Source organism: Laceyella sacchari (assembly GCF_004343255.1).
In the GTDB taxonomy this organism is placed as follows: domain Bacteria; phylum Bacillota; class Bacilli; order Thermoactinomycetales; family Thermoactinomycetaceae; genus Laceyella; species Laceyella sacchari.
Genome location: NZ_SMDD01000002.1, coordinates 483,339 through 507,464, shown reverse-complemented (window position 1 = coordinate 507,464; position 24,126 = coordinate 483,339). Strand labels below are relative to the sequence as shown.

General features: G+C 51.7%; 26 protein-coding genes and 1 pseudogene. 26 read left to right on the top strand and 1 reads right to left on the bottom strand.

The genetic code is table 11. From position 1 onward, the window contains the following. Positions 1-729 precede the first annotated feature (729 nt). From glpX to EDC32_RS09615, 5 genes are all read left to right on the top strand, one after another. Positions 730-1,692: a class II fructose-bisphosphatase gene (gene glpX, locus EDC32_RS09635; protein WP_132222054.1), complete on the top strand. Its 963-nt coding sequence runs from the start codon at positions 730-732 to the stop codon at positions 1,690-1,692. A gap of 64 nt (positions 1,693-1,756) precedes the next feature. Next, positions 1,757-3,028 carry a transcription termination factor Rho gene (rho, locus tag EDC32_RS09630; protein ID WP_022737364.1) on the top strand — a complete coding sequence of 424 codons (1,272 nt, stop codon included), beginning with the start codon at positions 1,757-1,759 and terminating at the stop codon, positions 3,026-3,028. Between the two features lie 97 nt (positions 3,029-3,125). Beyond that, positions 3,126-4,103, top strand: a complete 978-nt coding sequence (locus EDC32_RS09625; protein ID WP_132221751.1) for a peptidoglycan DD-metalloendopeptidase family protein — start codon at positions 3,126-3,128, stop codon at positions 4,101-4,103. A gap of 160 nt (positions 4,104-4,263) precedes the next feature. Then, entirely contained in the window at positions 4,264-4,464 is a 201-nt protein-coding gene (gene rpmE / locus EDC32_RS09620; protein ID WP_029071962.1) for a 50S ribosomal protein L31, read from the top strand. 184 nt (positions 4,465-4,648) lie between these two features. Then, a complete protein-coding gene (locus EDC32_RS09615; RefSeq protein ID WP_281275224.1) occupies positions 4,649-5,239 on the top strand; it encodes a thymidine kinase in 591 nt (196 codons plus the stop codon). Positions 5,240-5,294: 55 nt separating this feature from the next. Here EDC32_RS09615 and EDC32_RS09610 read toward each other — a convergent pair whose 3' ends face one another. Next, complete coding sequence (locus EDC32_RS09610) at positions 5,295-6,347, bottom strand: CPBP family intramembrane glutamic endopeptidase (RefSeq protein ID WP_132221749.1); 1,053 nt, start codon at positions 6,345-6,347, stop codon at positions 5,295-5,297. Positions 6,348-6,570: 223 nt separating this feature from the next. On the opposite strand from EDC32_RS09610, the gene prfA reads away from it, so the two are divergent. The 21 genes and pseudogenes from prfA to atpC form a co-directional block, all read left to right on the top strand. Next, the gene (gene prfA / locus EDC32_RS09605; RefSeq protein ID WP_132221747.1) at positions 6,571-7,641 is read left to right on the top strand and encodes a peptide chain release factor 1; all 1,071 of its coding nucleotides are present in this window, start codon (positions 6,571-6,573) and stop codon (positions 7,639-7,641) included. Positions 7,642-7,667: 26 nt separating this feature from the next. Continuing rightward, entirely contained in the window at positions 7,668-8,549 is an 882-nt protein-coding gene (gene prmC, locus EDC32_RS09600; protein WP_132221745.1) for a peptide chain release factor N(5)-glutamine methyltransferase, read from the top strand. Positions 8,550-8,623: 74 nt separating this feature from the next. Beyond that, positions 8,624-9,256: a stage II sporulation protein R gene (gene spoIIR, locus EDC32_RS09595; protein WP_132221743.1), complete on the top strand. Its 633-nt coding sequence runs from the start codon at positions 8,624-8,626 to the stop codon at positions 9,254-9,256. 116 nt (positions 9,257-9,372) lie between these two features. Continuing rightward, the gene (locus tag EDC32_RS09590) at positions 9,373-9,837 is read left to right on the top strand and encodes a GNAT family N-acetyltransferase (protein WP_022737372.1); all 465 of its coding nucleotides are present in this window, start codon (positions 9,373-9,375) and stop codon (positions 9,835-9,837) included. Positions 9,838-9,941: 104 nt separating this feature from the next. Then, the gene (locus tag EDC32_RS09585; protein WP_132222050.1) at positions 9,942-11,000 is read left to right on the top strand and encodes an L-threonylcarbamoyladenylate synthase; all 1,059 of its coding nucleotides are present in this window, start codon (positions 9,942-9,944) and stop codon (positions 10,998-11,000) included. A 152-nt stretch (positions 11,001-11,152) separates the two neighbouring features. Beyond that, a complete protein-coding gene (locus tag EDC32_RS09580) occupies positions 11,153-11,716 on the top strand; it encodes a manganese efflux pump MntP (RefSeq protein WP_132221741.1) in 564 nt (187 codons plus the stop codon). 201 nt (positions 11,717-11,917) lie between these two features. Further along, positions 11,918-12,565 carry a low molecular weight protein arginine phosphatase gene (locus EDC32_RS09575; protein WP_132221739.1) on the top strand — a complete coding sequence of 216 codons (648 nt, stop codon included), beginning with the start codon at positions 11,918-11,920 and terminating at the stop codon, positions 12,563-12,565. Between the two features lie 85 nt (positions 12,566-12,650). After that, the gene (gene rpiB / locus EDC32_RS09570) at positions 12,651-13,100 is read left to right on the top strand and encodes a ribose 5-phosphate isomerase B (RefSeq protein WP_022737376.1); all 450 of its coding nucleotides are present in this window, start codon (positions 12,651-12,653) and stop codon (positions 13,098-13,100) included. Positions 13,101-13,105: 5 nt separating this feature from the next. Beyond that, complete coding sequence (locus EDC32_RS09565) at positions 13,106-13,666, top strand: TIGR01440 family protein (protein ID WP_132222048.1); 561 nt, start codon at positions 13,106-13,108, stop codon at positions 13,664-13,666. A 64-nt stretch (positions 13,667-13,730) separates the two neighbouring features. Next, on the top strand, positions 13,731-14,972 hold the full coding sequence (locus EDC32_RS09560; RefSeq protein WP_132221737.1) for a serine hydroxymethyltransferase: 1,242 nt from the start codon (positions 13,731-13,733) through the stop codon (positions 14,970-14,972). 223 nt (positions 14,973-15,195) lie between these two features. Then, positions 15,196-15,825 carry a uracil phosphoribosyltransferase gene (upp, locus tag EDC32_RS09555; RefSeq protein WP_106341797.1) on the top strand — a complete coding sequence of 210 codons (630 nt, stop codon included), beginning with the start codon at positions 15,196-15,198 and terminating at the stop codon, positions 15,823-15,825. A 443-nt stretch (positions 15,826-16,268) separates the two neighbouring features. Beyond that, the gene (locus tag EDC32_RS09550) at positions 16,269-16,484 is read left to right on the top strand and encodes an AtpZ/AtpI family protein (protein WP_022737380.1); all 216 of its coding nucleotides are present in this window, start codon (positions 16,269-16,271) and stop codon (positions 16,482-16,484) included. Positions 16,485-16,491: 7 nt separating this feature from the next. Further along, a complete protein-coding gene (locus tag EDC32_RS09545; RefSeq protein ID WP_132221735.1) occupies positions 16,492-16,887 on the top strand; it encodes an ATP synthase subunit I in 396 nt (131 codons plus the stop codon). 10 nt (positions 16,888-16,897) lie between these two features. Further along, positions 16,898-17,677 carry a F0F1 ATP synthase subunit A gene (gene atpB, locus EDC32_RS09540; protein ID WP_132221733.1) on the top strand — a complete coding sequence of 260 codons (780 nt, stop codon included), beginning with the start codon at positions 16,898-16,900 and terminating at the stop codon, positions 17,675-17,677. A 44-nt stretch (positions 17,678-17,721) separates the two neighbouring features. After that, the gene (atpE, locus tag EDC32_RS09535) at positions 17,722-17,949 is read left to right on the top strand and encodes a F0F1 ATP synthase subunit C (protein WP_022737383.1); all 228 of its coding nucleotides are present in this window, start codon (positions 17,722-17,724) and stop codon (positions 17,947-17,949) included. A 119-nt stretch (positions 17,950-18,068) separates the two neighbouring features. Further along, entirely contained in the window at positions 18,069-18,557 is a 489-nt protein-coding gene (atpF, locus tag EDC32_RS09530; RefSeq protein WP_246026905.1) for a F0F1 ATP synthase subunit B, read from the top strand. After that, positions 18,554-19,099 carry a F0F1 ATP synthase subunit delta gene (locus EDC32_RS09525; RefSeq protein WP_132221731.1) on the top strand — a complete coding sequence of 182 codons (546 nt, stop codon included), beginning with the start codon at positions 18,554-18,556 and terminating at the stop codon, positions 19,097-19,099. Before atpF ends, EDC32_RS09525 begins: the two co-directional genes overlap by 4 nt. A gap of 33 nt (positions 19,100-19,132) precedes the next feature. After that, entirely contained in the window at positions 19,133-20,647 is a 1,515-nt protein-coding gene (atpA, locus tag EDC32_RS09520) for a F0F1 ATP synthase subunit alpha (protein ID WP_132221729.1), read from the top strand. A 100-nt stretch (positions 20,648-20,747) separates the two neighbouring features. After that, on the top strand, positions 20,748-21,620 hold the full coding sequence (atpG, locus tag EDC32_RS09515) for an ATP synthase F1 subunit gamma (RefSeq protein ID WP_132221727.1): 873 nt from the start codon (positions 20,748-20,750) through the stop codon (positions 21,618-21,620). An 87-nt stretch (positions 21,621-21,707) separates the two neighbouring features. Continuing rightward, on the top strand, positions 21,708-23,108 hold the full coding sequence (gene atpD, locus EDC32_RS09510) for a F0F1 ATP synthase subunit beta (RefSeq protein ID WP_022737388.1): 1,401 nt from the start codon (positions 21,708-21,710) through the stop codon (positions 23,106-23,108). A gap of 154 nt (positions 23,109-23,262) precedes the next feature. Continuing rightward, a pseudogene (atpC, locus tag EDC32_RS09505) lies at positions 23,263-23,508 on the top strand (ATP synthase F1 subunit epsilon); the annotation flags it as partial. Positions 23,509-24,126 lie beyond the last annotated feature (618 nt).

Sequence of the window (24,126 nt, the reverse complement as noted above, 5' to 3'; positions counted from 1 at the left end):
AGGGATTCCCGCTTGCGGCCACTTTTGCCCAGAGCGGCCGTCTTTGGCGCGCTTAAAAGTCAGCCCAATCGCTCCGGGGCTTCCATGGGGTGTTTGGATAGGGGGGCGATTGGGCATACCATGGTTAAAGATGGGTTGAATTGAAAAAAGAAACATGTTTTTCTTGGAAAAGGATTTCGCGCATGCAAGGCGAAGATGTTTTGTGTACACTGTAGATTCACAAGTGAAACAAATGTTCATCAACATCTCTCTTCTTTTTTCTGCTAAAGTAAAGTAGTTGGGGGTACTGTTGAAAGAATAAAACGTTACCGGTTACTGGAGAGAATGTTTTGTTTTCCGTCTGTCTCCATACAACCTGCCCTTCATTCTGAATTGTTCCATCGTTCTCCTGCGAACTATCTCCTCTCAATCGAAGTTGACGCGGGTGCGCCGCTGTCAATCATTGCCACTTTCCCTTTTCAGCGTGTATCTGCCACGTGGGTTGCATGCCGTGCGTTTGATTGTCACAGGGAGAAATTATCCTTCATCCTGTCTTTTTTCTTTCTTTTGCCACTTATTGTTTTCATACGGTGGAACCTTGTTTGTGACAACCGAACCAACTCGCGACCCAGCCTGCATATGCACGGATAGGCTGTGGATGGAGTATGACCTGTCGGGTAAAATGTGATACTCTAATCCTATACATGTGACATACTAAATGAAGATGCGAGGGGATTACACATGGCAATGATGGAACGAAGTTTGACAATGGAATTGGTTCGCGTAACAGAAGCAGCGGCGATCGCTTCAGCGCGGTGGATGGGATTCGGGAAGAAAGATGAAGCTGACGGGGCGGCCACGGAAGCGATGCGCAAGGTGTTTGACACCATTCCGATGCGCGGCACGGTTGTCATCGGTGAAGGGGAGATGGATGAAGCGCCCATGTTGTATATCGGGGAGCGTCTCGGTTTGGGGTACATGCCGGAATTGGATGTCGCTGTAGATCCGCTTGAAGGAACGAACATTGTAGCCAAAGGGTTGTGGAATGCTCTCTCCGTCGTTGCGGTGGCTGATCGTGGGTGTTTGTTGCATGCGCCTGACATGTACATGGACAAAATCGCGGTAGGGCCGAAAGCCGTTGGTTTGGTTGATCTTGATGCACCTGTGGTTGACAACTTGAAAGCGGTGGCACGCGCGGCGGGCAAAGACATGGATGATTTGGTTGCCGTGGTGCTGGATCGTCCGCGCCATGCCAAACTGATCGAGGAAATACGGAACGCCGGAGCACGGATTAAGCTGATTCCAGACGGAGATGTGGCAGCGGCCATTCATACGGGCTTCCCAGATACGGGCGTGGACATTCTATTTGGCTCTGGTGGAGCCCCGGAAGGTGTGTTGGCAGCTGTGGCTCTTAAGTGCTTGGGTGGGGAGATTCTCGGGCGCCTGATGCCGGAAAACGAGGAACAAGTTCAGCGTTGCCTGAAGATGGGCATTTCCGATCCAAACAAAGTGTTGCGCATGGACGATCTCGTCAAAGGCGACGATGCCATCTTTGCGGCGACTGGGGTGACTGATGGCGAATTGTTGAAAGGTGTCCGTTATCAAGGGAACTTGGCGAAAACGCATTCCGTTGTAATGCGCGCCAAAACAGGAACCGTGCGTTTTATGGAAGGTACCCATCGACTTGAGAAAAAACCAAACCTTGTTTTATAATACCCTTCTTCCTCTCTGTTTGGCGGAGGAGGGATGAAACTAGAATCGAGTGGTGATGGTACCCATGGAGCTCACCTTGAGCGAATTGGAGAATCGCCGGTTGGTCGACTTGTACAAACTGGCAAAAGAATATCAAATTCCTTATTATTCACAGCTGAAAAAGAAAGAACTGATTTTCGCGATATTAAAAGCAAAGGCGGAGCAAGACGGGTTGATGTTCATGGAAGGCGTGCTCGATGTCCTGCCGGAAGGGTACGGTTTTTTGCGGCCGATCAACTTCCTGCCCTCGTCGGAAGACATTTATATTTCCGCTTCCCAGATCCGTCGCTTTGACCTGCGCTCAGGCGACTTGGTATCGGGAAAAGTGCGTCCGCCGAAGGAAAATGAGCGTTATTTTGGTTTGTTGCATGTGGAGGCGGTTAATGGCGAAGATCCGAATGTCGCCGCCGAGCGACTGCACTTTGCGGCGTTGACGCCTCTTTATCCAGAGCAACGCTTGGTATTGGAGACGACGCCGGAGCGGATATCGACGCGAATGATGGACTTGATCGCCCCGGTGGGATTGGGGCAACGCGGTTTGATCGTAGCCCAGCCCAAAGCAGGGAAAACGATGTTGCTCAAAGAAATCGCTAACAGCATTACAGAGAATTATCCGGATATTGAGCTATTTGTGTTGCTGATTGATGAGCGGCCCGAAGAAGTGACTGACATGCAACGCTCCGTCAAAGCGGAAGTGGTGAGCTCCACGTTTGATGAGTTGCCCGAAAACCATATCAAAGTGGCTGAGTTGGTGTTAGAACGGGCGCAACGGCTGGTAGAGCACAAAAAAGATGTCGTGATTTTGCTGGATAGTGTCACACGGTTGGCCCGCGCTTACAATTTGGTTATCCCGCCGAGCGGGCGCACATTGTCCGGGGGGATTGATCCCGCTGCGCTCCATCGTCCCAAGCGGTTCTTTGGAGCTGCCCGCAATGTGGAGGAAGGCGGAAGTTTGACAATTTTGGCGACGGCTTTAGTCGAGACTGGTTCCCGGATGGATGATGTCATCTATGAAGAGTTCAAAGGGACAGGCAATCTGGAATTGCATTTGGATCGCAAGTTGGCAGAACGCCGCATCTTTCCTGCGATCGACATTCGTAGATCCGGCACGCGCCGCGAAGATTTGCTCTTGAGCAAGACGGAGTTGGAAAAATTGTGGGCGCTGAGGAAATCGCTTAACGATGCGCCGGATTCCACGGAGGCGCTTGTCAAACGGCTGAAACAAGCCAAAACCAATGAGGAATTCTTAGACTCCCTTGAGTTGAAATCCCCCCGCCAAACCACTCCCGTATCATGAGCGGTACATTTTACTGACATATCGAGCGAGTGCCTCACATAAGATGAAACCGGGTGAATGTATACCCGACACTTTCATCTTTTTGTGAGGTGCTGACATGTCTTCCAAACGCGCATTGTTGGCTTCTTCCCTCGCTGTTACCACATCGGCCTCATGGATGTTCGGTACAGACAGACATCCGGTTGTCTCCGCGGAGATGCTGGAGGGAGCGGATGGGGAACCTGAGCAGAAACAGATAGCCGAGGAAGCGATCTTTCAATATCTCAATCCGGTCATGGCTGTGGCCGAAGGAAATCTGGCCGCCAGGGTGGAGACAAAGCCATTGGTTTACGAGGTGAAGCAAGGAGACACCCTGATGGAGATCGGCCAGCTATTTGGCTTGGATTATCAAGAGATTGCCCAAGTCAATCGGTTACCCGATCCCGACCAATTGCGTGTAGGGCAAAAGCTGACGATTCCGCTGACCAAAAAATGGATTCGCCTTAAACAGAGCGATTCCGTCGCGCGGTTGGCCAAAGAGTTTAAGACAGTGCCGGAGCTGATCCGTTATCTCAACCCGGAACTGGCCAACACCGAACTGACATATATTGGCCAATTGATCGCCGTTCCGGTGCGGATGGCCCTCCCGCCGAAGAAGGTCAAGGAAAAACGCGGAAATGCGGCGCGATTGGCGACAACACCAACGCGGCAATCGAGTGGGGAGTTTATCTTTCGTTGGCCTGTAGCCGGTCAGGTCACCAGTAATTTTGGTTGGCGTAATGGGCGGCAACATAAAGGAATCGATATCTGGAGCCCGGCGAAAGAAAAGGCGGAGATTCACGCAGCGCTTAGTGGACAGGTTGTCCAAGCGGGGTATGTGAACGGATATGGGAATTTAGTGGTCGTGGATCATGGCGGAGGCTGGGTCACGTACTATGCGCACTTGAGCCGGATTACAGTTAGCAAAGGCGAGCAGGTCGCGACGGGGCAGGTTTTGGGCTTTATGGGGATGACCGGCAGGGCAACCGGGTATCACTTGCACTTTGAAGTGCGCAAAGGAGATAAAGCGATTAACCCATTGCGGCTATTGAGATAATTGGCATTCATTTATTTTTTGTGGACAGACATCGCCTTGCTTCCTGCTGTTAACCATGCTATAATGTTGCAGTGATTTTCTAGAAATCGTGCGAATAACTTCTCTGCATTTTGCGGGGAGTGAGTCACAGATGGAATGGCTAGGAAAAGAGGTGAAAAGCATGAAAGCAGGAGTTCATCCGGCATACAAATTGACGACTGTTACCTGTGCATGTGGAAATACATTTGAAACCGGATCTACCGTTGAGAACTTGAGAGTGGACGTTTGCTCCGAGTGCCATCCTTTCTTTACCGGTAAACAAAAAATGGTAAACGCGGGTGGTCGCGTAGACCGTTTCAAAAAGAAATACAACCTCAAATAATGAGATTGTTGGCGTTAAAACCTGCCAGGCAAGCCGATCGTTGGAAGCTTGCCTTTTTTGTTGCGTAGAAAGTTGATCCAGGGACATCCTGGATTTTTTTGTGCGGGAAAACTTGTAACTATCCGTTTTCGTCAAGATCGGTTAAAATGACAATTTGTAACGAATACGGACGGGAGGAACGATAGTGAAAAGCGAACGGCTTTACATCAAGCGCCAGGGCTGGATCGAGATTATCTGCGGTGGGATGTTTTCCGGGAAGAGTGAAGAGTTGATCCGCCGGATTCGACGCGCCAAAATCGCCAAGTTGCAGGTGATGGCATTTAAGCCGGCCATCGATGACCGCTATCACACTGAAGCGATTGCTTCACACAATGGTTTGATTGCCGATGCCCATCCGGTTAGCAACGCAACGGAACTCATGTCGCTGATCACATCGGAAGTAGATGTGGTGGCTATCGACGAAGTGCAATTTTTTGAACCGGAGATTGTAGAAGTCTGCCAGGATTTGGCCGATCAAGGGAAACGCGTAATCTGTGCGGGACTGGATCAGGACTTCCGCGGAAAGCCATTTGGCCCTACCCCCCTCTTGCTTTCCGTTGCCGAGTATGTGACTAAGTTGCAAGCGATCTGTGTGAAATGCGGGGCTCCGGCCAGCCGGACCCAACGTTTGATTGACGGCCGGCCCGCCGCCGTAAATGATCCCGTCATCCAAGTGGGGGCTTCCGAGCAGTATGAAGCGCGCTGTCGCCATTGCCATGAACTGGTTGTCCGCTGAATAAAAAAATCTCAACACAGCTATGCGCGTGTTGAGATTTTTTGCCGTTTGGCCCTTATCCAGCCAGCATATAGAGCAGGCCGAGGGTGATGTTGTAGGTTGCATGGATGACCATGCTCAACGTAGTGTTGACGCGTAGGCGAGCATACGCCAACACCAGCGCCACGAAGAAAATCATCAGGGTGGACAGGCTGAGCCCGTAGTTAGTGTGTACCAAAGCGAACAATACGCTGGTGTAGACGATGCCAAAGCGGGGCAAAAGTGCTCCGCGGAAGATGAGTTCTTCACCCAAAGCGGCCGCCAATCCGAGTGTGAGCACACCGGGGATGGAATCGAACAAGGGACCCAGCAACTTGGTGGTCAGATCGTTTGCATTTTGGTCTACGATCGGACCAAGTAGGGTTTCCACCCATGTCATCAAGGCTGGAAACAGGGTGAGCGCAGCGCCAATGCCGATCCCGGCAAGGACTTGTTTCAATGTGAGAGGGCGCATACCAAGGCGCTCCAGCACTTCTTTCCCATCGCGGCGGGTCAACCACCCTGTTCCGATAAAGGCGAGTAAGGCGAATAATATGTTTTGCGACCAGATGGAGGCAAACGTATAGGACGCGGCCACATTTGGCGCGGTGGCGTCATTGATAAGGCCGAGTCCAATGGCAACGGTGACGAAGAGTTGGACCCAGACCACCATGCTGAAAGATAGCGCCATCGTATGTACACGATGAGCAGGGTCGATCGGCAGGAGCTTTCCGGCCAAGAACCGGCGCAACGACGGGATGAAGACAAGCATGCCTATCAAGGACGGAATCCACAAGCTCATTCCGATGGCTGCGTGCTGGCCAGCAAAGTGATTGGTGAGGCGTTTAGAATAAATGCCTTGGAGGGTATGTGCCAGCTGCTCGCCTTGGAAGTGGGCGATGAGGCCAAGCAAAAAAACGATGGCAAAACTGAGAGCCATCAACATATAAAGAACCAAGGCGAACTCTTTTCCTTCGCGCGGATGCTCTGGTGTGCGCGAACGCTCGGCGAGATTGACCAAATAGAACAAGATGATGATCGGGCCAAACACGGTCAGGTTTTCAATGATTGCAGAAAGTGCTTCGTACATGTATCAGTGTTCTCCCTTTAATTTTTCTGTCATTTTCTATCATCATAACATTATCATTGGAACGGTGTCTTTGGTTTCTTCCAAAAAAGGTGCGGGATGTGGTACAATCAAATAACGTGTTTATAGAGTCGGATTTGCATGGGCGTTGGCGTTGGCGTTGGGTGGGAAAGCGCATCCAAATTCCAACGGGTCGGCGATTTTATGATATGTGGGAGTGAGAACTGTGTTAGATCGTTTAGAGGCGATTCATCAGCGATATGAAGAACTGAGCCGCTTGCTATGCGATCCCGAAGTTATCAGCGATAGCAAGAAATTGCGGGAATATTCCAAGGAACAATCGGGATTGGAAGAGAAAAATCAAGCGTATCTGGAATATAAAAATGTGGTTGAACAATTGCGCGACGCAAAGGCGATGTTGGAAGAAAAGCTGGATGATGAGATGCGCGAATTGGTGAAGGCGGAGATCGAAGAATTGACGGCGAGCAAAGAAGCGTTGGAAGAACGGATCAAGATCCTCCTGTTGCCAAAGGACCCCAACGACGAGAAAAACGTCATTGTCGAGATCCGTGGTGCGGCCGGCGGAGAAGAGGCGGCGTTGTTTGCGGCAAACTTGTACCGGATGTACACCCGTTACGCCGAACGCCAAGGTTGGAAAGTGGAGCTGTTGGAAGCCAATGCGACGGGATTGGGCGGATTTAAGGAAGTGGTCTTCTCGATCCAGGGACGTGGCGCTTACAGCCGGTTGAAGTATGAAAGCGGCGCCCACCGTGTGCAGCGCGTGCCGGAAACGGAATCAGGCGGTCGGATTCACACCTCCACGGCAACGGTGGCGGTGTTGCCGGAAGCGGAAGAGGTGGAAATCGAAATCCACGATAAAGATTTGCGGATTGACACCTTCTGTTCGAGCGGCCCAGGTGGCCAAAGCGTGAACACCACACAATCGGCAGTGCGGATCACGCATATTCCGACGGGCATCGTCGTATCCTGCCAAGATGAGAAATCGCAGAACAGCAACAAGGAAAAAGCGATGCGGGTATTGCGGGCTCGGCTGTACGACCTCAAGCAACAGGAAGAGAACGCCAAGCTGGCCGACGCTCGTCGTAGTGCGGTTGGAACCGGGGACCGGAGTGAGCGGATTCGCACGTACAACTACCCGCAAAGCAGAGTGACGGATCACCGCATCGGCTTGACCCTGCACAAGCTAGATTTGATTTTGGATGGTGACTTGCAGGAAGTGATCGATTCCCTGATTTTGCATGAACAGACGAAACTGCTCAGCAAAGAGGCGCAGTGAGCGAGTGAACCAAAGGAGTCGGTGGGATGCATAGGGAATATACGCTGAGAGAAGCCTATCGCCGGGCTTCTTCTTTTTTGCAGGACAACGGGGCAGAAGAAAATGCAAATTTTGAGGCGGAATTGCTGATTCGGCGCCTGGTAGGCTTGGATCGAACACAATTCTTCATGCGTTTGTCTGACCCGTTTCCGACGGACTTGGCAACAAAGCTGGAGGAATGGCTCAGGCGGCGGGCGTCCGGGGAGCCGTTGCAATACATTGTGGGTGACCAGGAGTTTTACGGAAGGGTGTTCCAGGTTAGTCCGGCTGTACTTATCCCCCGGCCGGAAACCGAATTGCTGATTGAAGCGGTGATTGATGAGGCCGAGCGGCGCTTTGCCGAGGATGAGTTACGCGTGGTTGATGTGGGGACGGGCAGTGGTGCGATCGCAGTGACCTTGGCGCTGGAGAAGCCGCAATGGCAATTGACGGCGATCGACTTATCTGTCTCTGCGCTGGAAGTGGCGCAGATGAATGCTAAAAGGTATGGGGTCAGAGAGCAAATCTGCTGGCTTCAGGGCGACTTATTGGCGCCGCTGGGGGCAGGACTATCCGATATCGATATTCTCGTCTCTAATCCGCCGTATATTCCGTCTCAGACGGTTTATGAGCTGGAGCGGCAAGTGCGCGACTTTGAACCGTACCTTGCCTTGGACGGTGGCGAAGATGGCCTCTCACCCTATCGTCGGATGGTGAGCGCCCTCGCTTCGGTGAAAGCGGGTCCGAAGCTGATCTGCTTTGAGATCGGGGCTGACCAGGGGCGCGCAGTGGCAGAGCTTTTGGCCAGTGTCTGCCAAGAAGTGACGGTAAAACAAGATTTGGCTGGACTAGATCGCATCGTCGTCGGGTGGCGTTCTACAGTAGGGTGAAAATTACAAAAACATGTATAAACGGGTTGTCCCCCTGTCCATACTTTGGGTAAGGACAAGGGGGAGGATTTTAGATGTGCAAACGGACTATTTTTTTATTTTTGTTGAGCGGTTTTATCTTGTGTTCTTTTGTTCGTGCGGAATCGTCCGCAGTGGTCTCCGGTCGTAAGGCGCCGGATCATCCGGAAAAGGGGATTCCGGAACAAGCGATACGGTTACGCATTTTGGCTAACAGCGACCAGTTGCAAGATCAGTGGTTGAAGCGCAAAGTACGGGATGAACTGGTAAAAGAGATTGAGACTTGGGCTGAGCAACCGGACGACATCGAAGAAGCTCGGCAGTTGATTCGATCCCGTCTGCCCCGTTTTCAGGCATTGGCCGAACACACTGTCGCCCGACATGGATTTGATTATCCGGTTAAAGTTGATTTTGGGCGCGTGCCGTTCCCGACCAAGCTGTATGGAGAAAAGATATATCCGGCTGGCAATTATGAAGCGTTGCGCGTAACAATCGGGCGAGGAGAAGGGGAAAATTGGTGGTGTGTGCTGTTTCCGCCTTTATGCTTTATCGACATGAGCAACGGTGACGCGGTGGAGCCACCCCCGGAGTCGTTGTCCGCCTCGCTAGAACCGACCCAGCCAGCACAACCCAAAGAAGAGAAAATCCAAGTGCGGTTTTTCCTGTTGGATAAACTGTTGAAAAAATAAGCGTAGAAAGAAGATATCTCTGCATAGAGCGCTTTGCTTGCTGATTTTTGTTCTACGCGTTTGCTCCCTGTCATACCGTCATATTGTAGGACAAGCGAGACAGGGGGCAAGGTTGTATGTTCGTGATACGACGGGCCATTGAGCGAGACGTCTTTCAAGTGCGCAAATTGTTGAGGGAAGCCGGACTCAATGATAAAGGAATTGATGAGCATATCGATCATTTTTTTGTGGTGGAAATGCCCGCGGATGAGGGAGAGACACCGCAATTGGCCGGGGCGGTAGGCATGGAGGTCCACGGACAGTATGGGTTGTTGCGTTCGTTTGTGTTGGAGCGGGCGCCGTGGAACACCAAAGTGGGCATGAACATGATCCAAATCCTTCTGTCCTATGCGAGCAAACTGCGCTTGTCGCATGTGTACCTGTTAGCGGGCGCTTCCCAGGAATTTTTCACCCAATTGGGTTTTTCGGAAATTGCATTTGACGAATTGCCGGTGGATATCCGGGAATCTGAACATGTGGAACGGTCACGGAACCAAGGAACGGCAATGGTGTTCTGCTGCGTCCCTTCCCATCAGCAATGACGGCTGGTGTCTGAATTCTTTTCTCTATTGTGTTAAGATAGGTGGACAGATGTGACAGCGGATGAGGAAAAGGAGAATGGATTGTGGAATGGATAGAGACACGCTTGAGCCGGGTGGTTGTTGATGAGGGAAAGGGAATCGCGGAATTGCGCGGTAGGGTAGAGATTCAGGAGGCGGCCAACATCCTCAAGCGAGGGGGATTGGTCGCTTTTCCAACAGAAACGGTTTACGGATTGGGAGCGATCGCCACCTCCGCGGATGCGGTGTCCGGCATTTACAAAGCCAAAGGGCGCCCCTCAGACAATCCGCTTATCATTCACTTGGGAGCGGTGGAGCAGGTGGGTGACTGGGTGGAATCCGTTCCGCCCATCGCTGCTGAATTGGCCCGCCGGTTTTGGCCCGGCCCGCTGACGATGGTTTTTCGACACAGAGGCAATTTGGCGTCCAATGTGACTGCCGGTTTGCCCACTGTTGCAGTGCGGGTGCCGGATCATCCACTTGCTCAGGCGTTGCTGTTGGAAACGGGAATTCCCGTTGCGGCTCCCAGTGCCAACCGCTCAGGGCGCCCCAGCCCCACGGAAGCTCTGCATGTGTGGGATGACCTGCGGGGAAAAGTAGCCCTGATTCTTGACGGAGGTGCGACCGGGTACGGCTTGGAGTCAACGGTTGTCGATGTGACCGGGGAAGTGCCTGTCCTGTTGCGCCCGGGCGGGGTGACGTTGGAGCAGTTGCAAGCGGCAGTCGGCACAGTGGAGGTGGACCCCGGCTTGGTTCGTGACGATGAGTCTCCGCGCTCCCCAGGGATGAAATATCGCCATTATGCGCCGGAAGGGGACGTGTGGTTGGTGCGGGAGCCTTGGGCTGAAGTGAAAGAGGCGCTACAACGTGAAATCAGCCGTCAGCAGGATCAAGGGTACCGGGTGGGGCTGTTGGTGACCGAGGAACACAGCGACCTTGTTACGGCGGATGTGATTGTTCGCTGTGGATGGCGCCGGGACCCGCTCAGCGTGGCTCGCGGATTGTACCATGCATTGCGGGAGTTTGATGAGCAGCAGGTAGATGTGATCTTCGCCGAGACTTTCCCTGAGGAGGGGATATACCGGTCCGTAATGAACCGCTTGGCCAAAGCGGCGGCAGGGAAAACACTCGATTTGTGCAAGTAAAAGCCAGATGGTTGAGCCGTCTGGCTTTTTGTCAATTCTTAAGGGGCAAAGGCCACGGTCGTTGGAGGTGCGTTGAGTCCGTCATCTCGACAGTTCTTTTTTCTTGGACGAGGGCATACCATGAGACGAGGACTTGGACGGGAGGTGCGGATATGCCGCTGACGACTGTGGAATGGGGGCAACTGTTCACACTCTCCATGATCGCCCTTGCGATGGGGACAGATGCGTTTTCATTTGGCGTCGGCATGGGCATGAAACGGCCCGCGGTTGGTACCATTTCCAAGTTGAGCGCATCCGTCGGTTTTTTTCATGTGTTGATGCCGCTCATCGGCATGGCGATTGGGCAGTTGCTGGGCAAAGTGATGAAAGATGTCGCAGTCATGGTGGGTGGCGGAATGTTGTGCTTTTTGGGCCTATCTATGCTGTGGCATGTGATCAGGGGCGAGGAAGAGGATGAGCGCTCTCGCATCTCCTCATGGGGAAGTATCCTGCTTTTTTCGCTCAGCGTAAGTTTAGATTCTTTGTCGGCTGGCCTCAGTCTGGGGCTGTTCGATGCGGATATATGGTTGACCTTGTTGTTGTTTGGTTTGTTCAGCTTTGCCATGACCGGGACCGGGCTGGTACTGGGGAGATTCATGGGAGGATGGATTGGCACCTATGGAGAGGTGATTGGCGGAATGATGCTGATCTACTTGGGATGCAAATTTATGATATAAGCCCCCTATTGCCCCAAAATATTCCTTTGAGTAAAGTAGATGATAAGGATGTTTATTTTTAATTAAAATAAGTTTATCCACTAGTCTCGTCGGCAAAGAGACGCGGGACGCAAAGTTGCAAATGCGCTGGCGCGACGGCCGAAATGAGATGTCCGATTGCCCCCGGGCGTGCGAGAACAGGTGGAAGCGAGGTGAATAAATGTGCGTAAGGTGTTGTTTGTCTGTACCGGAAACACTTGCCGAAGCCCGATGGCCGAAGCGCTGTTGCGGAAGTGGGTTGAGCGGGAGCGGCTGGATGTGGATGTGAAATCGGCTGGGATATCGGCGTTGGACGGAGCTGCGGCGTCGGAGCAGGCGACCCAGGTGTTGGAAGAGAAGGGGATCGCTCATTGCCATGCATCAACCCCGCTGTGCAAGGAGTTGGTGGCGTGGGCTGATGTGATCTTGACGATGACCGCACAGCACAAATCGTTTATCATCCACGATTTCCCCGAGAGCGTGGATAAAATTTTCACGTTAAAAGAATACGCTTTCGGTGGTTCAGAGCAGGTTTCGGTACATCAAGCGTTGGATCGGTTATATGCGGAGATGGAAAGCCATCGGGCGGCGGTACAAAGCAGGTTTTCACTCAAAGCGGACGAGCCTTGGCCAAAAGAAGCAGAAGAAGCGTGGATGAAAGAAGTGGGCCCGCTGCTGGCTGAGGAAGAACGGTTATTGCGGGAATTGAAACAGATGGCATTACAGCAGGACATCGCCGACCCCTATGGTGGATCGGTAGAAGAATACCGGGCATGCGCCGGGGAGATCGAGGCGGCGATCGAGGCGATCGTGGCCAAATGGAGGGAATGACCGGATAGGAACGCCCAATTCAAAGCGCCAACAGGGGAAGCACTGCGTTATACTGGGGATGGATGTTTCCAAAGGAGGAATAAACATGCGTATACTACTTGGCTCCGACCACGGCGGCCTTCGGTTGAAGCAAGAAATCAAGGATTTGCTGGATGAAATGGGCATCCATTACAGCGATGTTGGCTGTGACTGTGCGACTTCTGTCGATTATCCAGATTATGCACGTCCGGTCGCGGAAAAGGTGGCTAGCGGTGAATATGACTTGGGTATCCTGATCTGCGGAACCGGCATTGGCATGTCCATTGCCGCTAACAAAGTCAAAGGCATTCGCTGTGCAGTGGTGAGTGATGAATTTTCCGCTCGCATGAGCCGCGAACACAACAACGCCAACATTTTGGCCCTTGGGGAGCGCGTTGTTGGCCCCGATTTGGCCCGCTCGATTGTGCGAGTGTGGCTAACTTCTGAATTCCAAGGGGATCGGCATGCCCGCCGCGTGCAAAAGATCCACGAATTGGAAGGGGCTCTCCAGTCGTGAACGGAATGGAACGGCTGTCGGCAGAAATGAAAGATGCCATGCGCGAGCTGGTGGCGGCTGCCGGTTTGACGGACAAGCATGTGATGGTCCTGGGAGTGAGCACGAGCGAAGTGGCCGGGCATCGGATCGGTTCGCAAGGGAGTGACGAGATAGCCGCGGCTTTGTTTGCCGGCATGCGGGAGGTGCAACAAGAAGTCGGTTTTCATTTGGCTTTTCAATGTTGCGAACACCTGAACCGAGCACTTGTCGTCGAGCGAGCAGTGGCAGAGCGGTTCGGTTGGCAGGAAGTGATGGCGGTACCTGTCCGCCACGCAGGTGGCGCGATGGCTTCTTATGCTTTTCGGCATTTAGCTGACGCGGTGTTGGTGGAATCGATTCAAGCTGATGCTGGGATCGACATCGGTGACACGCTCATTGGCATGCATCTCAAGCCGGTGGCTGTGCCGGTTCGCCCTGGGCGGAAAACGATCGGCGGCGCGCATGTGACCATGGCCAAAACCCGTCCAAAGCTAATTGGTGGCGCACGGGCAGTTTATGTACGGGAAATTGAAAAAGTGTCTCCTTAAAACCGAAAGATCTGTTAAAATGAGGATTGGAATGTTAAGTTTTTTATTCGAGGGGGCAGGTTGAATGGAACAGTTAAAGCGGAAAGACCCACAAGTGGCTGAGGCAATTACCAACGAGTTGCGCCGCCAACGGGACAAAATCGAACTCATCACTTCTGAAAATTTCGTTTCTGAAGCGGTAATGGAAGCGATGGGAACGGTATTGACCAATAAATATGCGGAAGGATATCCTGGCAAACGTTATTACGGCGGTTGCGAACATGTGGATGTGGTGGAAGATCTGGCGCGGGAACGGGCGAAACAACTGTTTGGTGCCGATCATGCCAATGTGCAGCCTCATTCAGGGGCGCAAGCCAATATGGCTGTGTACTTTGCGGTGTTGGAACCAGGTGATACCGTATTGGGCATGAACTTGGCGCACGGCGGCCATTTGACCCATGGCAGCCCGGTCAACTTCTCCGGCCAGCTGTATAAATTTGTTGCATACGGCGTTGATAAAGAGACGCATCGAATCAACTATGAAGAAGTGCGCCAGATGGCACTTGAGCACAAACCGAAGCTGATTGTAGCCGGGGCAAGTGCCTATCCGCGTCAAATCGATTTTGCCCGCTTCAGAGAGATTGCTGACGAAGTGGGGGCGCGGTTGATGGTGGATATGGCTCACATCGCCGGCCTCGTGGCGACGGGCCATCACCCAAACCCTGTGCCGTATGCTGACTTTGTGACCACCACCACCCATAAGACATTGCGCGGTCCGCGCGGCGGGATGATCCTTTGTAAGGAAGAATTTGCCAAAGCGATCGACAAATCGATCTTCCCCGGTGTCCAAGGCGGGCCACTCATGCATATCATCGCCGCAAAAGCTGTCGCCCTCGGCGAAGCGTTGTCCGATGAGTTCAAGTCTTATTCCCAAGCGGTGGTGGACAACGCTGAACGCTTGGCTGAATCGCTCAGAGGGCATGGCCTGGAACTCATTTCTGGCGGTACCGACAACCACCTGGTGCTCATCGATGTCCGCAACTTGGGCTTGACCGGGAAAAAAGCGGAGCACCTCTTGGATGAAGTGGGCATCACCTGCAATAAAAACGCGATTCCATTCGATCCGGAAAAACCGTTTGTCACCAGCGGAATCCGCATCGGGACGGCGGCGGTCACCAGCCGTGGCATGGGTGTGGAAGCGATGGAAGAGATTGCCGCGATCATCGCGCTGACCTTGAAACACCCCGAAGACCAAGCGAAGCATGAAGAAGCAAAACAACGTGTAGCCAAATTGACAGGTGCATATCCTCTGTACCCGAACAAATAAAAAAAGCGGAGCAGCCCTGGGAGCCAAGTGCTCTCGGGGTTTTCGTGTGTGTAGACAGGTGGCGTAGCGCACCCTCTTCCAGGGCTTTTTTTGCACCGTGGGAAATTTAACCCAACATGTGGCAATAATAATCTAAGAAAAGGTTGTCTCGCGGGGAACCTTATGGTTAACTATCATGGGAACAAAATTCGAAGACATTCAAGACAGAAAGAAGGGCGCTAACATGGGGAATGTTTATGTATTCGATCATCCACTTATCCAGCACAAGCTCACATTTATTCGGGACAAGCACACCGGAACCAAAGAATTCCGCGAGTTGGTGGATGAAGTTTCCGCACTGATGGCTTATGAGATCACAAGGGATATGCCGCTTAGAGAAGTGGAAGTGGAAACACCAGTAGCCAAGGCGAAGTGCAAAGTCTTGGAAGGGAAAAAGCTGGGGCTAGTGCCGATTCTGCGTGCAGGATTGGGGATGGTAGACGGCATTTTGAAATTGATTCCAGCTGCCAAAGTGGGGCATCTCGGCCTGTACCGCGATCCGGAGACATTGGAGCCAGTGCAGTACTATTCAAAAATGCCATCCGATATCGGTGAACGGGAACTGATCGTGATCGACCCGATGCTGGCTACGGGGGGATCGGCATCGGCCGGGATTCGCATCCTGAAGGAAATGGGCGCGAAACAGATCAAGCTGATGTGCCTGATCGCGGCGCCGGAAGGTGTGGACAGAGTGCAAAAAGATCATCCGGATGTAGACATTTATGTGGCAGCCATTGATGAGAAGCTGGACGAAAAAAGTTATATCATCCCAGGATTGGGTGATGCAGGAGATCGGCTGTTCGGCACCAAATAATAACAAGGCGGCGCCGGGGCCCGCGGTCAACTCGCAACATGCGTTTGCCTGTGCCCCCGCGCATGAGCGACCTTAAGGGGGTTGAAGCCGCATCTATCCATTTGACCTGTTGGATCGCTCTAGCATGGGAATCTGCAATCGGATCTCGTTGTTTATGACGCGATGTTGAGAACAACGTCTGTTCATATGTCAATAGTGAAATGGTGAATGACTTGTTCTATGATGGCGTCAAAACCCATAAAAATGCAGTAACAGAAAGCCGTTTTTCAAAAAAACGACTTTTTTGTCACATATGTTTTTGAGAAAACGTTGACAAAAAGGATGAGGCTTCGTTACTATAGGCAGGGGAAAGGGAAGTTTTCCTAAGATTCTCCGAACGAATTCCAAGCAACCGGAAGCTGTCTGCCCTTTTCTGAAATCCTTCCTACATATGGGGGTTTTTCATGAAAAATGACACGAATCTGTGGCGCATTGCCGCGTTGGTCAGTTCAATTGGCACGGAGATCGTGTTGTTGACTGTGGGCGGGGCTTGGGTGGGGAACAAATTGGATGCCTTGTGGGGCACCAAACCATTTTTGCTCCTCGCAGGTGTGTTGGTCGGGCTTGGAAGCGGTTTTATCACTGCTTTTTTCACTTTGAAAGCATTTGTGAAGGAATGAACTCCTCATGGATCCATTGCATACCATTCGCCGACGAGTGGTGATCCTCACAGCCGGATTCCTCGCGTTACTCTTAGTCCTATGGTTACTTACTCCGTATAAGAAAATGGTCGCTGGAGCAGGCCTTGGCTTGTTGGTCAGTCTGTATAACGTCTTGTATATGGCGCGTAAAGTGCGCCAGGCAGGAGAGACGACTTTAGCGACTGGTTCCACCAGACATAGAGGAACAGGCATGATCAATCGTTATCTCATGGTTGCCCTTGCGATACTCGTCGCTTTCAAATATCCGATGCATTTTGATGTCCGCACGATTGTCGTGGGGTTGCCAATCTGCTATATACTCATCATTGTATTGGAGTTTTGGGAGGTTCGAAAACTCCGAACCACGTCAGGAAAGGGGTGAAGCTGGATACATGGAAAAAACACCAAAGCTAGTGTTTGACTTAATGGGTTTGCAAGTAAAGCTGGACGTGACTGTGATGATCACCACGACGATTTGTTGCATCCTGGTATTCCTCATCGCCATGTTGGCCACTCGCCGCTTGGCAATGGTTCCGACGGGTATGCAAAACTTTGTGGAAATGATCATTGAGTTCACCCAGGGTATTGTCCGTTCCAACATGGATGCCAAAACAAGCGAACGCTTTTATGGCTTTGCTTTCACGCTCTTTTTGTTCATTTTTATCGCGAATCAGATGGGACTCATGTTTAACGTGGTGACCGAACACCATGAACCCATACCTTTCCTGGGAATTGAAGCAGCGGGAGAGCATCATGGTGAAGCGGGCAAGGAAGCGGAGCATCATAATGCCTACGCTTGGTGGAAATCACCGACTGCTGACATCAACGTGCCGATCGCGATGGCTTTAGCAATCACGATTGTCGCTCACTTCCTGGGGATCAGAAAGTCACCCAAGAAGTACGCATCCCATTATTTCCAACCATTCTCTTGGATGTTCCCGCTCCACATCATCGATGAAGTCGCTAAGCCCGTCACACACGGCTTGCGTCTATGGGCGAACATCTTTGCCGGTGAGATTCTGATCATCGTGTTGCTCAAAGGCGGGTTCTTGACCGGAGCACCGCTGATCGTATGGTTGGCGTACTCGGTCTTTGTCGGAACGGTGCAAGCGTACGTATTTACAGTGTTGGCCATTGTATACATGTCACAAAAGTTGGCTGACGACCATTAATCAACGATTCAAAAATTGATTTAATTTTTAAGGAGGATTTTATTATGGATTTGACGATTATTGCTGGTGCTATCATGTTGTCTTTTGCCGCTATCGCGGGTGCATTTGGTAACGCTTGGGTGTTTGGACGCTATCTGGAAGGGATTGCTCGTCAACCTGAAGTTCGTGGTATGCTGTTCACCCAAACCTTCATCGGGATCGCTTTGGTAGAGGCGTTGCCAATTATCGCAGTTGCTTTCGGCATCATGGCTGTACTCGGCATCATCGGCTAATGTCTTCACCAATGCAATGACGGGGAATATGTTTTTCTATTCCCCGTCTGCTTATGATTAAGCCTTTTATTCGTAATTTGCATACACAAGTTCCCGCAAGTCTGAAGGGAGTGAATCAAGTGTTAAGTATTGAATGGGGTACGATGGTATTCCAGCTTATCGCATTTATCATTTTAATGCTGCTCGTTTCCAAATACGCTCTTCGTCCAATGCTGAACACCATGAGGCAACGTCAAGAGCACATTGACGGCCAGATCAAGGCTGCTGAGAAAAGCCGCAAAGAAGCGGAGGATCTCATCAAAGAGCAACGCGAAGCGCTGGAAAAAGCCCGCCTAGAGGCGAAAGAGATCATCGAACGCGCCAAAGCGCAAAAAGAGCGTGAAGCGGAAGAGATCATCGCCAAAGCGCAAGAGCGCGCTGAGAGCATGATCAAAGAGGCGACCAATGAAATTCAACGCGAGAAAGAAAAAGCGCTTGCCAGTTTGCGCGATGAAGTGGGTGCCCTGTCCGTTCAGCTCGCATCCAAGTTGATCGAGAAAGAACTGGATAGCAAAGCCCAAGCTGAGCTGGTGGGTCGTTATCTCGAGCAGGTAGGCAGAGTGCAATGACCAGCTCGGTAGTAGCGAAGCGATACGCCAAAGCATTGTTTGAGGTCGCCGCAGAACAGAAATGCTTGGATGGCGTGGAGCGAGATTTAAAAAAAGTGACGGCAACATTTAACGCTTCCCCTGAGCTGGTGGCGTGGGTAGGCCATCCTTCCACTTCCTCCGCCCAGAAGCGTGAAGTGTTTGACAAACTGTTCGCGGATGTGAACCAATACACGAAGAACCTCTTGTACGTATTGGCTGACCGTCGCCGCGAGAACATCGTGTTCGACCTGGCGCAAGCGTTTAATGAGTTGGCCAACGAAGCGAGAGGGATTGCTGAAGCGCAAGTGACGACCGCGTTCCCCCTCACCGAGGAGAATAAGGCGGAGATCGTTCAAGCGTTTGAACCGATTATTGGCAAGAAGATTAAAATTACCGAAAAAGTGGATTCCGACATCCTGGGCGGTGTGATCGTGCAAGTGGGCGACCGGTTGTTTGACGGAAGCCTGAAGACGAAGTTGGCCCGTTTTCAGGATGGGTTGAAGCTGGGCAGAATCGGATAGAACATACAGACGGAAAGATTGGGGTGAACCATTATGAGCATTAAACCGGAAGAGATCAGCTCCCTTATTAAAGAGCAGATCAAAAATTACCGTGCCGAAGTCGAAGTGACCGATGTAGGCACCGTTATCAATGTCGGGGACGGTATTGCCCGCGCGCACGGCCTGCAAAATGCCATGGCTGGTGAGCTGGTTGAGTTCAGCAATGGTGTGATGGGTATGACGCTGAACTTGGAAGAAAACCACGTAGGTATCGTTATCTTGGGCCCATATCAAGATATTCGTGAAGGAGACCAAGTGAAACGCACGGGTCGCCTGATGGAAGTACCAGTAGGTAAAGCACTGTTGGGTCGCGTTGTAAACCCGCTCGGACAGCCACTGGATGGTAAAGGTCCGATCGAAACGACTGAATTCCGTCCGATCGAGTCGGAAGCACCTGGCGTTATTGACCGTAAATCGGTACATGAGCCGTTGCAAACCGGGATCAAAGCGATTGACTCCATGGTTCCGATCGGTCGCGGTCAGCGCGAGCTGATCATCGGCGACCGCCAAACCGGTAAAACCTCGGTGGCGCTTGATACCATCATCAACCAAAAAGGCAAGGACATGGTCTGTGTTTACGTGGCGATCGGCCAAAAGGCTTCTACCGTCGCGCAAGTGGTAGAGAAGTTGCGTCGTTTTGGTGCTCTTGAGTACACCATCGTCGTTGTGGCTGGCGCATCTGACCCGGCTCCGTTGTTGTTCTTGGCTCCGTATGCCGGATGTGCGATGGGTGAATACTTCATGTACAACGGCGGACATGTACTCTGCGTATACGATGACTTGTCCAAACAAGCGGCTGCATACCGTGAGCTGTCTTTGTTGCTCCGTCGTCCGCCAGGCCGTGAAGCGTATCCCGGGGATGTATTCTACCTGCACTCCCGCCTTTTGGAGCGTGCAGCGAAACTTTCCGATGAGCGCGGTGGCGGATCGTTGACAGCCCTGCCGTTCATTGAAACCCAAGCGGGTGACATCTCCGCTTATATTCCAACGAACGTGATCTCCATCACCGACGGACAAATCTTCTTGGAGTCCAACCTGTTCCACTCCGGTGTGCGCCCGGCGGTAAACGTAGGTACTTCCGTATCCCGCGTAGGTGGATCTGCACAAATCAAAGCGATGAAAAAAGTGTCCGGTACATTGCGGCTGGACTTGTCCCAATACTACGAGTTGGCGGCGTTTGCGCAATTCGGTTCTGACTTGGATAAAGCGACCATGGCGAAGCTGGAGCGCGGGAAACGCGTTGTAGAAATCTTGAAACAAGGTGAGCATGAACCGCTGTCCGTTGAGAAACAAGTAGTCTCTCTCTACCTGGTAACCAAAGGCCATTTGGATGAGATCGCGGTTGAAGACGTTCGCCGTTTCGAAGCGGAGTTCCACGCTTTCCTTGATGCGAACCATCAAGATGTGCTGAAAGACATCGTTGATAAGAAAGAGCTGAAGGAAGACAACGAGAAGAAACTGCTCGAAGCGATTGCTGCGTTCAAAAAAAATTTTGTGGCATCTAATTAAGCAGGAAGACAAGTTTTCACTGCCGGCGCTCGGTTGAGCCGCTCACGTGTAAGAAAGCGGCGGCTCGACGAACGATCGGCAACAGAAAGGCGGTGAACACATGGGACAATCGATGCGGGACATTAAGCGGAGCATTAAAGCTAAAGAGGATATCAGAAAGACGACCAAAGCGTTGAAACTGGTATCTGCGGCCAAACTTCGCCGCGCACAGGAGCAAGCGCAGGCGGCGCGACCATATGCGGAGAAGTTGCGCGATGTGATCATCAACATCGCTCAAAATACGGCAAATGCCAACCACCCGATGCTCGTTTCCCGTCCGATCAAAAAAACCGGTTATCTGATCATCACTTCGGATCGCGGCCAAGCTGGCGGCTACAACTCCAACCTGTTGCGTATGCTGGTGTCTGCTCTGAACAAGCGCCACCAAAGCAAAGATGAGTACGTGATCTTTGTGATCGGGCGCAAAGGACGCGATTTCCTACGCAAACGCAATTACCCTGTCATCAATGAAGTGACAGGCTTGCCCGATTCGCCAACGTTTGCCGATGTGAAAGAAATTGCGGAGCAAGCCGTTCGTTTCTATGCAGAAGAGAAGTTTGATGAGCTGTACCTCTTGTACAATGAGTTTGTTAACCCAGTGGTTCAGCGTCCGACGGAAAAACGCTTGTTGCCGCTGGCTGGGGATGACTTGGCGGGATCCAGCCAAACTGGAAAAACCATTTACGAGTATGAGCCATCCCAAGAAGAGGTATTGTCCACTCTGCTTCCAAGTTATGCAGAAGCACTTATCTATAGCGCTCTTTTAGATGGTAAAGCGAGTGAACACGCTGCTCGGATGAACGCGATGAGCAATGCGACCGACAATGCTACGGAAATGATCGAATCGCTGAAGTTGCAATTCAACCGGGCACGGCAAGCGGCAATTACGCAAGAGATTGCGGAGATCGTCGGTGGGGCGGCTGCGCTGGAATAGAAGAAGCGATGAGTTGAACGAAACAACGATTAGCGGGTTGGCCATCCCGTTTTGATAGATGTAAATGCAGTTTAAGGAGGGAACGAGATGAGCACTGGACGTGTGCTTCAGGTAATGGGCCCGGTTGTGGACGTGCAATTTGAAAGCGGCCAATTGCCTGAGATTTATAACGCGATTAAAGTTAGACGTAACGATGGAAGTGAACTGGTGTTAGAAGCTGCCATTCACTTGGGTGACAATATTGTTCGTACAGTAGCGATGGCTTCCACCGACGGATTGGTTCGCGGCATGGAAGCGGTTGATACAGGTAAGCCGATCAGCGTTCCGGTAGGCCGTCCGGGATTGGGACGTGTATTCAACGTATTGGGTGAACCGATCGACGAAGCGGGTCCGGTCGTTTCAGACGAATACCTGCCTATTCACCGTCCGGCACCGAGCTTTGAGGATCAATCCACCCAAGCGGAAATGTTGGAAACGGGTATTAAAGTCGTTGACTTGCTTTGCCCATATGCAAAAGGTGGTAAGATTGGTCTGTTTGGTGGTGCGGGTGTAGGGAAAACCGTACTTATCCAAGAATTGATCAACAACGTTGCTCAAGAGCACGGCGGTTTGTCTGTATTCGCAGGGGTAGGGGAGCGTACCCGTGAAGGGAACGACCTGTACCATGAGATGAAAGATTCTGGTGTAATCAACAAAACGGTGATGGTCTTCGGTCAGATGAACGAGCCGCCGGGTGCGCGGATGCGCGTGGCTTTGACTGGCTTGACCATGGCTGAGCATTTCCGTGACAGCGAAGGGCAAGACGTGCTGTTGTTCGTAGATAACATTTTCCGCTTTACACAAGCAGGTTCTGAGGTGTCTGCGCTGTTGGGCCGCATGCCTTCCGCGGTAGGTTACCAACCGACCTTGGCTACGGAAATGGGTCAATTGCAAGAGCGGATTACATCAACCAAAACCGGTTCGATCACATCGGTTCAAGCGATTTATGTACCGGCGGACGACTATACCGATCCGGCTCCGGCGACCACCTTCGCTCACTTGGATGCGACCACCAACTTGGAGCGCCGTCTGACCCAAAAAGGGATCTATCCGGCGGTAGACCCATTGGCATCCACTTCTCGTATTCTGACCCCAGACGTAGTCGGGGAAGAGCATTACCGTGTAGCTCGCGGCGTACAGCAAATCCTGCAACGCTACCAAGAACTCCAAGACATCATCGCGATCTTGGGTATGGATGAGTTGTCTGATGAAGACAAACAACTGGTAGCCCGTGCGCGGAAAGTAGAGAAATTCCTTTCTCAAAACTTCCACGTGGCTGAGCAATTCACCGGCCAACCAGGTGTGTATGTGCCTGTGAAAGAAACGGTTCGCAGCTTCAAAGAGCTGTTGGAAGGCAAACACGACGATCTGCCAGAAGATGCGTTCTACATGGTGGGAACCATTGACGACGCGATCGAAAAAGCGAAATCGATGGGTTACACCCGTTAAACCATAACATTCTGCCTGGCGGAGAGGAATCGGGTTTCTGCCAGGCAGTTTTCTTAGCTAGCCTCAACTCGAGATGGGGAGGTGAATCACTGCTACGGGGTGCGTCGCTTGGCTGATGCCAAGATGACACCCGAGGGAGTAGCAGGACGCCCACATGAGCAAAATTCAGTTGGACATTGTGACACCTGAAAAGGTCGTCTACTCAGAACAAGTAGAAATGGTCATCACCCGTGCTGCGAATGGGGATGTTGGGATTCTCCCAAAACACGCCCCCTTTGTCAGCCCGCTCAAAGGGGATACGGTGCGCATTAAAAAAGACGGTTCGGAAGAGGTCATTTCTGTCAGTGGCGGATTTATTGAAGTGCGCCCTGACAAAGTGACGATCTTAGCTAAGTCGGCCGGCGTATAATTGGCGTAGCGCTTAATAAAAGTCGCTGTGCTATTGGAGGGGATTTTAGTGAAGCTAAAGTCCTCTTTTTTTTACCCTGAAAACATAGGGGGAAGCGTGGACGTTGTTGAGGTAATGATGAATGTAAAGAGGGTGCCAAGGCAAGGCGTTGCTGTCCATTCTGCTTTTCTTTCGGCATAAATGAGGGAATATTTGCTTATGTTAGGAGTGACCAGGCCCAAGCGAGGAACGGCATTTCGTCAATGTAGAAAATGGGACAATTTTTCGTCGTTTTCGTCAACCTTCTCACAATTAGGAAAGTGTTGTATAATCAAACAATAGAAACGGGCTATTTTTTATGTATCTCTTTAAGTTTTATATATGAATGCGCCTGACACTGTGGCGTGTCTGACAAGTCCGATTGACGCATGAGAGGCGGCGAAAACATCATTTCCCAATGAGTACCGATGGGCAAGTAAAGAGAATGGGATGAGGTGTTGCGCCCACGGGCATCTTCTCCAAGCGTGCGATAGAAGGTGTCCAGAGTGAAGTTTGTTTGATTTGTTAGGCGCGATTGCTTTTTTTGGAGCAGGGTGGGTGCCCCCCCTTTTTTTGCGCTGTGGCAGAAGG

Bases quoted from the DNA above. Each gene is read 5' to 3' on its own strand.
- glpX (WP_132222054.1), top strand. From the start codon at position 730: ATGGAACGAAGTTTGACAATGGAATTGGTTCGCGTAACAGAAGCAGCG.
- rho (WP_022737364.1), top strand. From the start codon at position 1,757: ATGGAGCTCACCTTGAGCGAATTGGAGAATCGCCGGTTGGTCGACTTG.
- EDC32_RS09625 (WP_132221751.1), top strand. From the start codon at position 3,126: ATGTCTTCCAAACGCGCATTGTTGGCTTCTTCCCTCGCTGTTACCACA.
- rpmE (WP_029071962.1), top strand. From the start codon at position 4,264: ATGAAAGCAGGAGTTCATCCGGCATACAAATTGACGACTGTTACCTGT.
- EDC32_RS09610 (WP_132221749.1), bottom strand. From the start codon at position 6,347: ATGTACGAAGCACTTTCTGCAATCATTGAAAACCTGACCGTGTTTGGC.
- prmC (WP_132221745.1), top strand. From the start codon at position 7,668: ATGCATAGGGAATATACGCTGAGAGAAGCCTATCGCCGGGCTTCTTCT.
- spoIIR (WP_132221743.1), top strand. From the start codon at position 8,624: ATGTGCAAACGGACTATTTTTTTATTTTTGTTGAGCGGTTTTATCTTG.
- EDC32_RS09590 (WP_022737372.1), top strand. From the start codon at position 9,373: ATGTTCGTGATACGACGGGCCATTGAGCGAGACGTCTTTCAAGTGCGC.
- EDC32_RS09580 (WP_132221741.1), top strand. From the start codon at position 11,153: ATGCCGCTGACGACTGTGGAATGGGGGCAACTGTTCACACTCTCCATG.
- rpiB (WP_022737376.1), top strand. From the start codon at position 12,651: ATGCGTATACTACTTGGCTCCGACCACGGCGGCCTTCGGTTGAAGCAA.
- EDC32_RS09565 (WP_132222048.1), top strand. From the start codon at position 13,106: ATGGAACGGCTGTCGGCAGAAATGAAAGATGCCATGCGCGAGCTGGTG.
- EDC32_RS09560 (WP_132221737.1), top strand. From the start codon at position 13,731: ATGGAACAGTTAAAGCGGAAAGACCCACAAGTGGCTGAGGCAATTACC.
- upp (WP_106341797.1), top strand. From the start codon at position 15,196: ATGGGGAATGTTTATGTATTCGATCATCCACTTATCCAGCACAAGCTC.
- EDC32_RS09550 (WP_022737380.1), top strand. From the start codon at position 16,269: ATGAAAAATGACACGAATCTGTGGCGCATTGCCGCGTTGGTCAGTTCA.
- EDC32_RS09545 (WP_132221735.1), top strand. From the start codon at position 16,492: ATGGATCCATTGCATACCATTCGCCGACGAGTGGTGATCCTCACAGCC.
- atpB (WP_132221733.1), top strand. From the start codon at position 16,898: ATGGAAAAAACACCAAAGCTAGTGTTTGACTTAATGGGTTTGCAAGTA.
- atpE (WP_022737383.1), top strand. From the start codon at position 17,722: ATGGATTTGACGATTATTGCTGGTGCTATCATGTTGTCTTTTGCCGCT.
- EDC32_RS09525 (WP_132221731.1), top strand. From the start codon at position 18,554: ATGACCAGCTCGGTAGTAGCGAAGCGATACGCCAAAGCATTGTTTGAG.
- atpA (WP_132221729.1), top strand. From the start codon at position 19,133: ATGAGCATTAAACCGGAAGAGATCAGCTCCCTTATTAAAGAGCAGATC.
- atpG (WP_132221727.1), top strand. From the start codon at position 20,748: ATGGGACAATCGATGCGGGACATTAAGCGGAGCATTAAAGCTAAAGAG.
- atpD (WP_022737388.1), top strand. From the start codon at position 21,708: ATGAGCACTGGACGTGTGCTTCAGGTAATGGGCCCGGTTGTGGACGTG.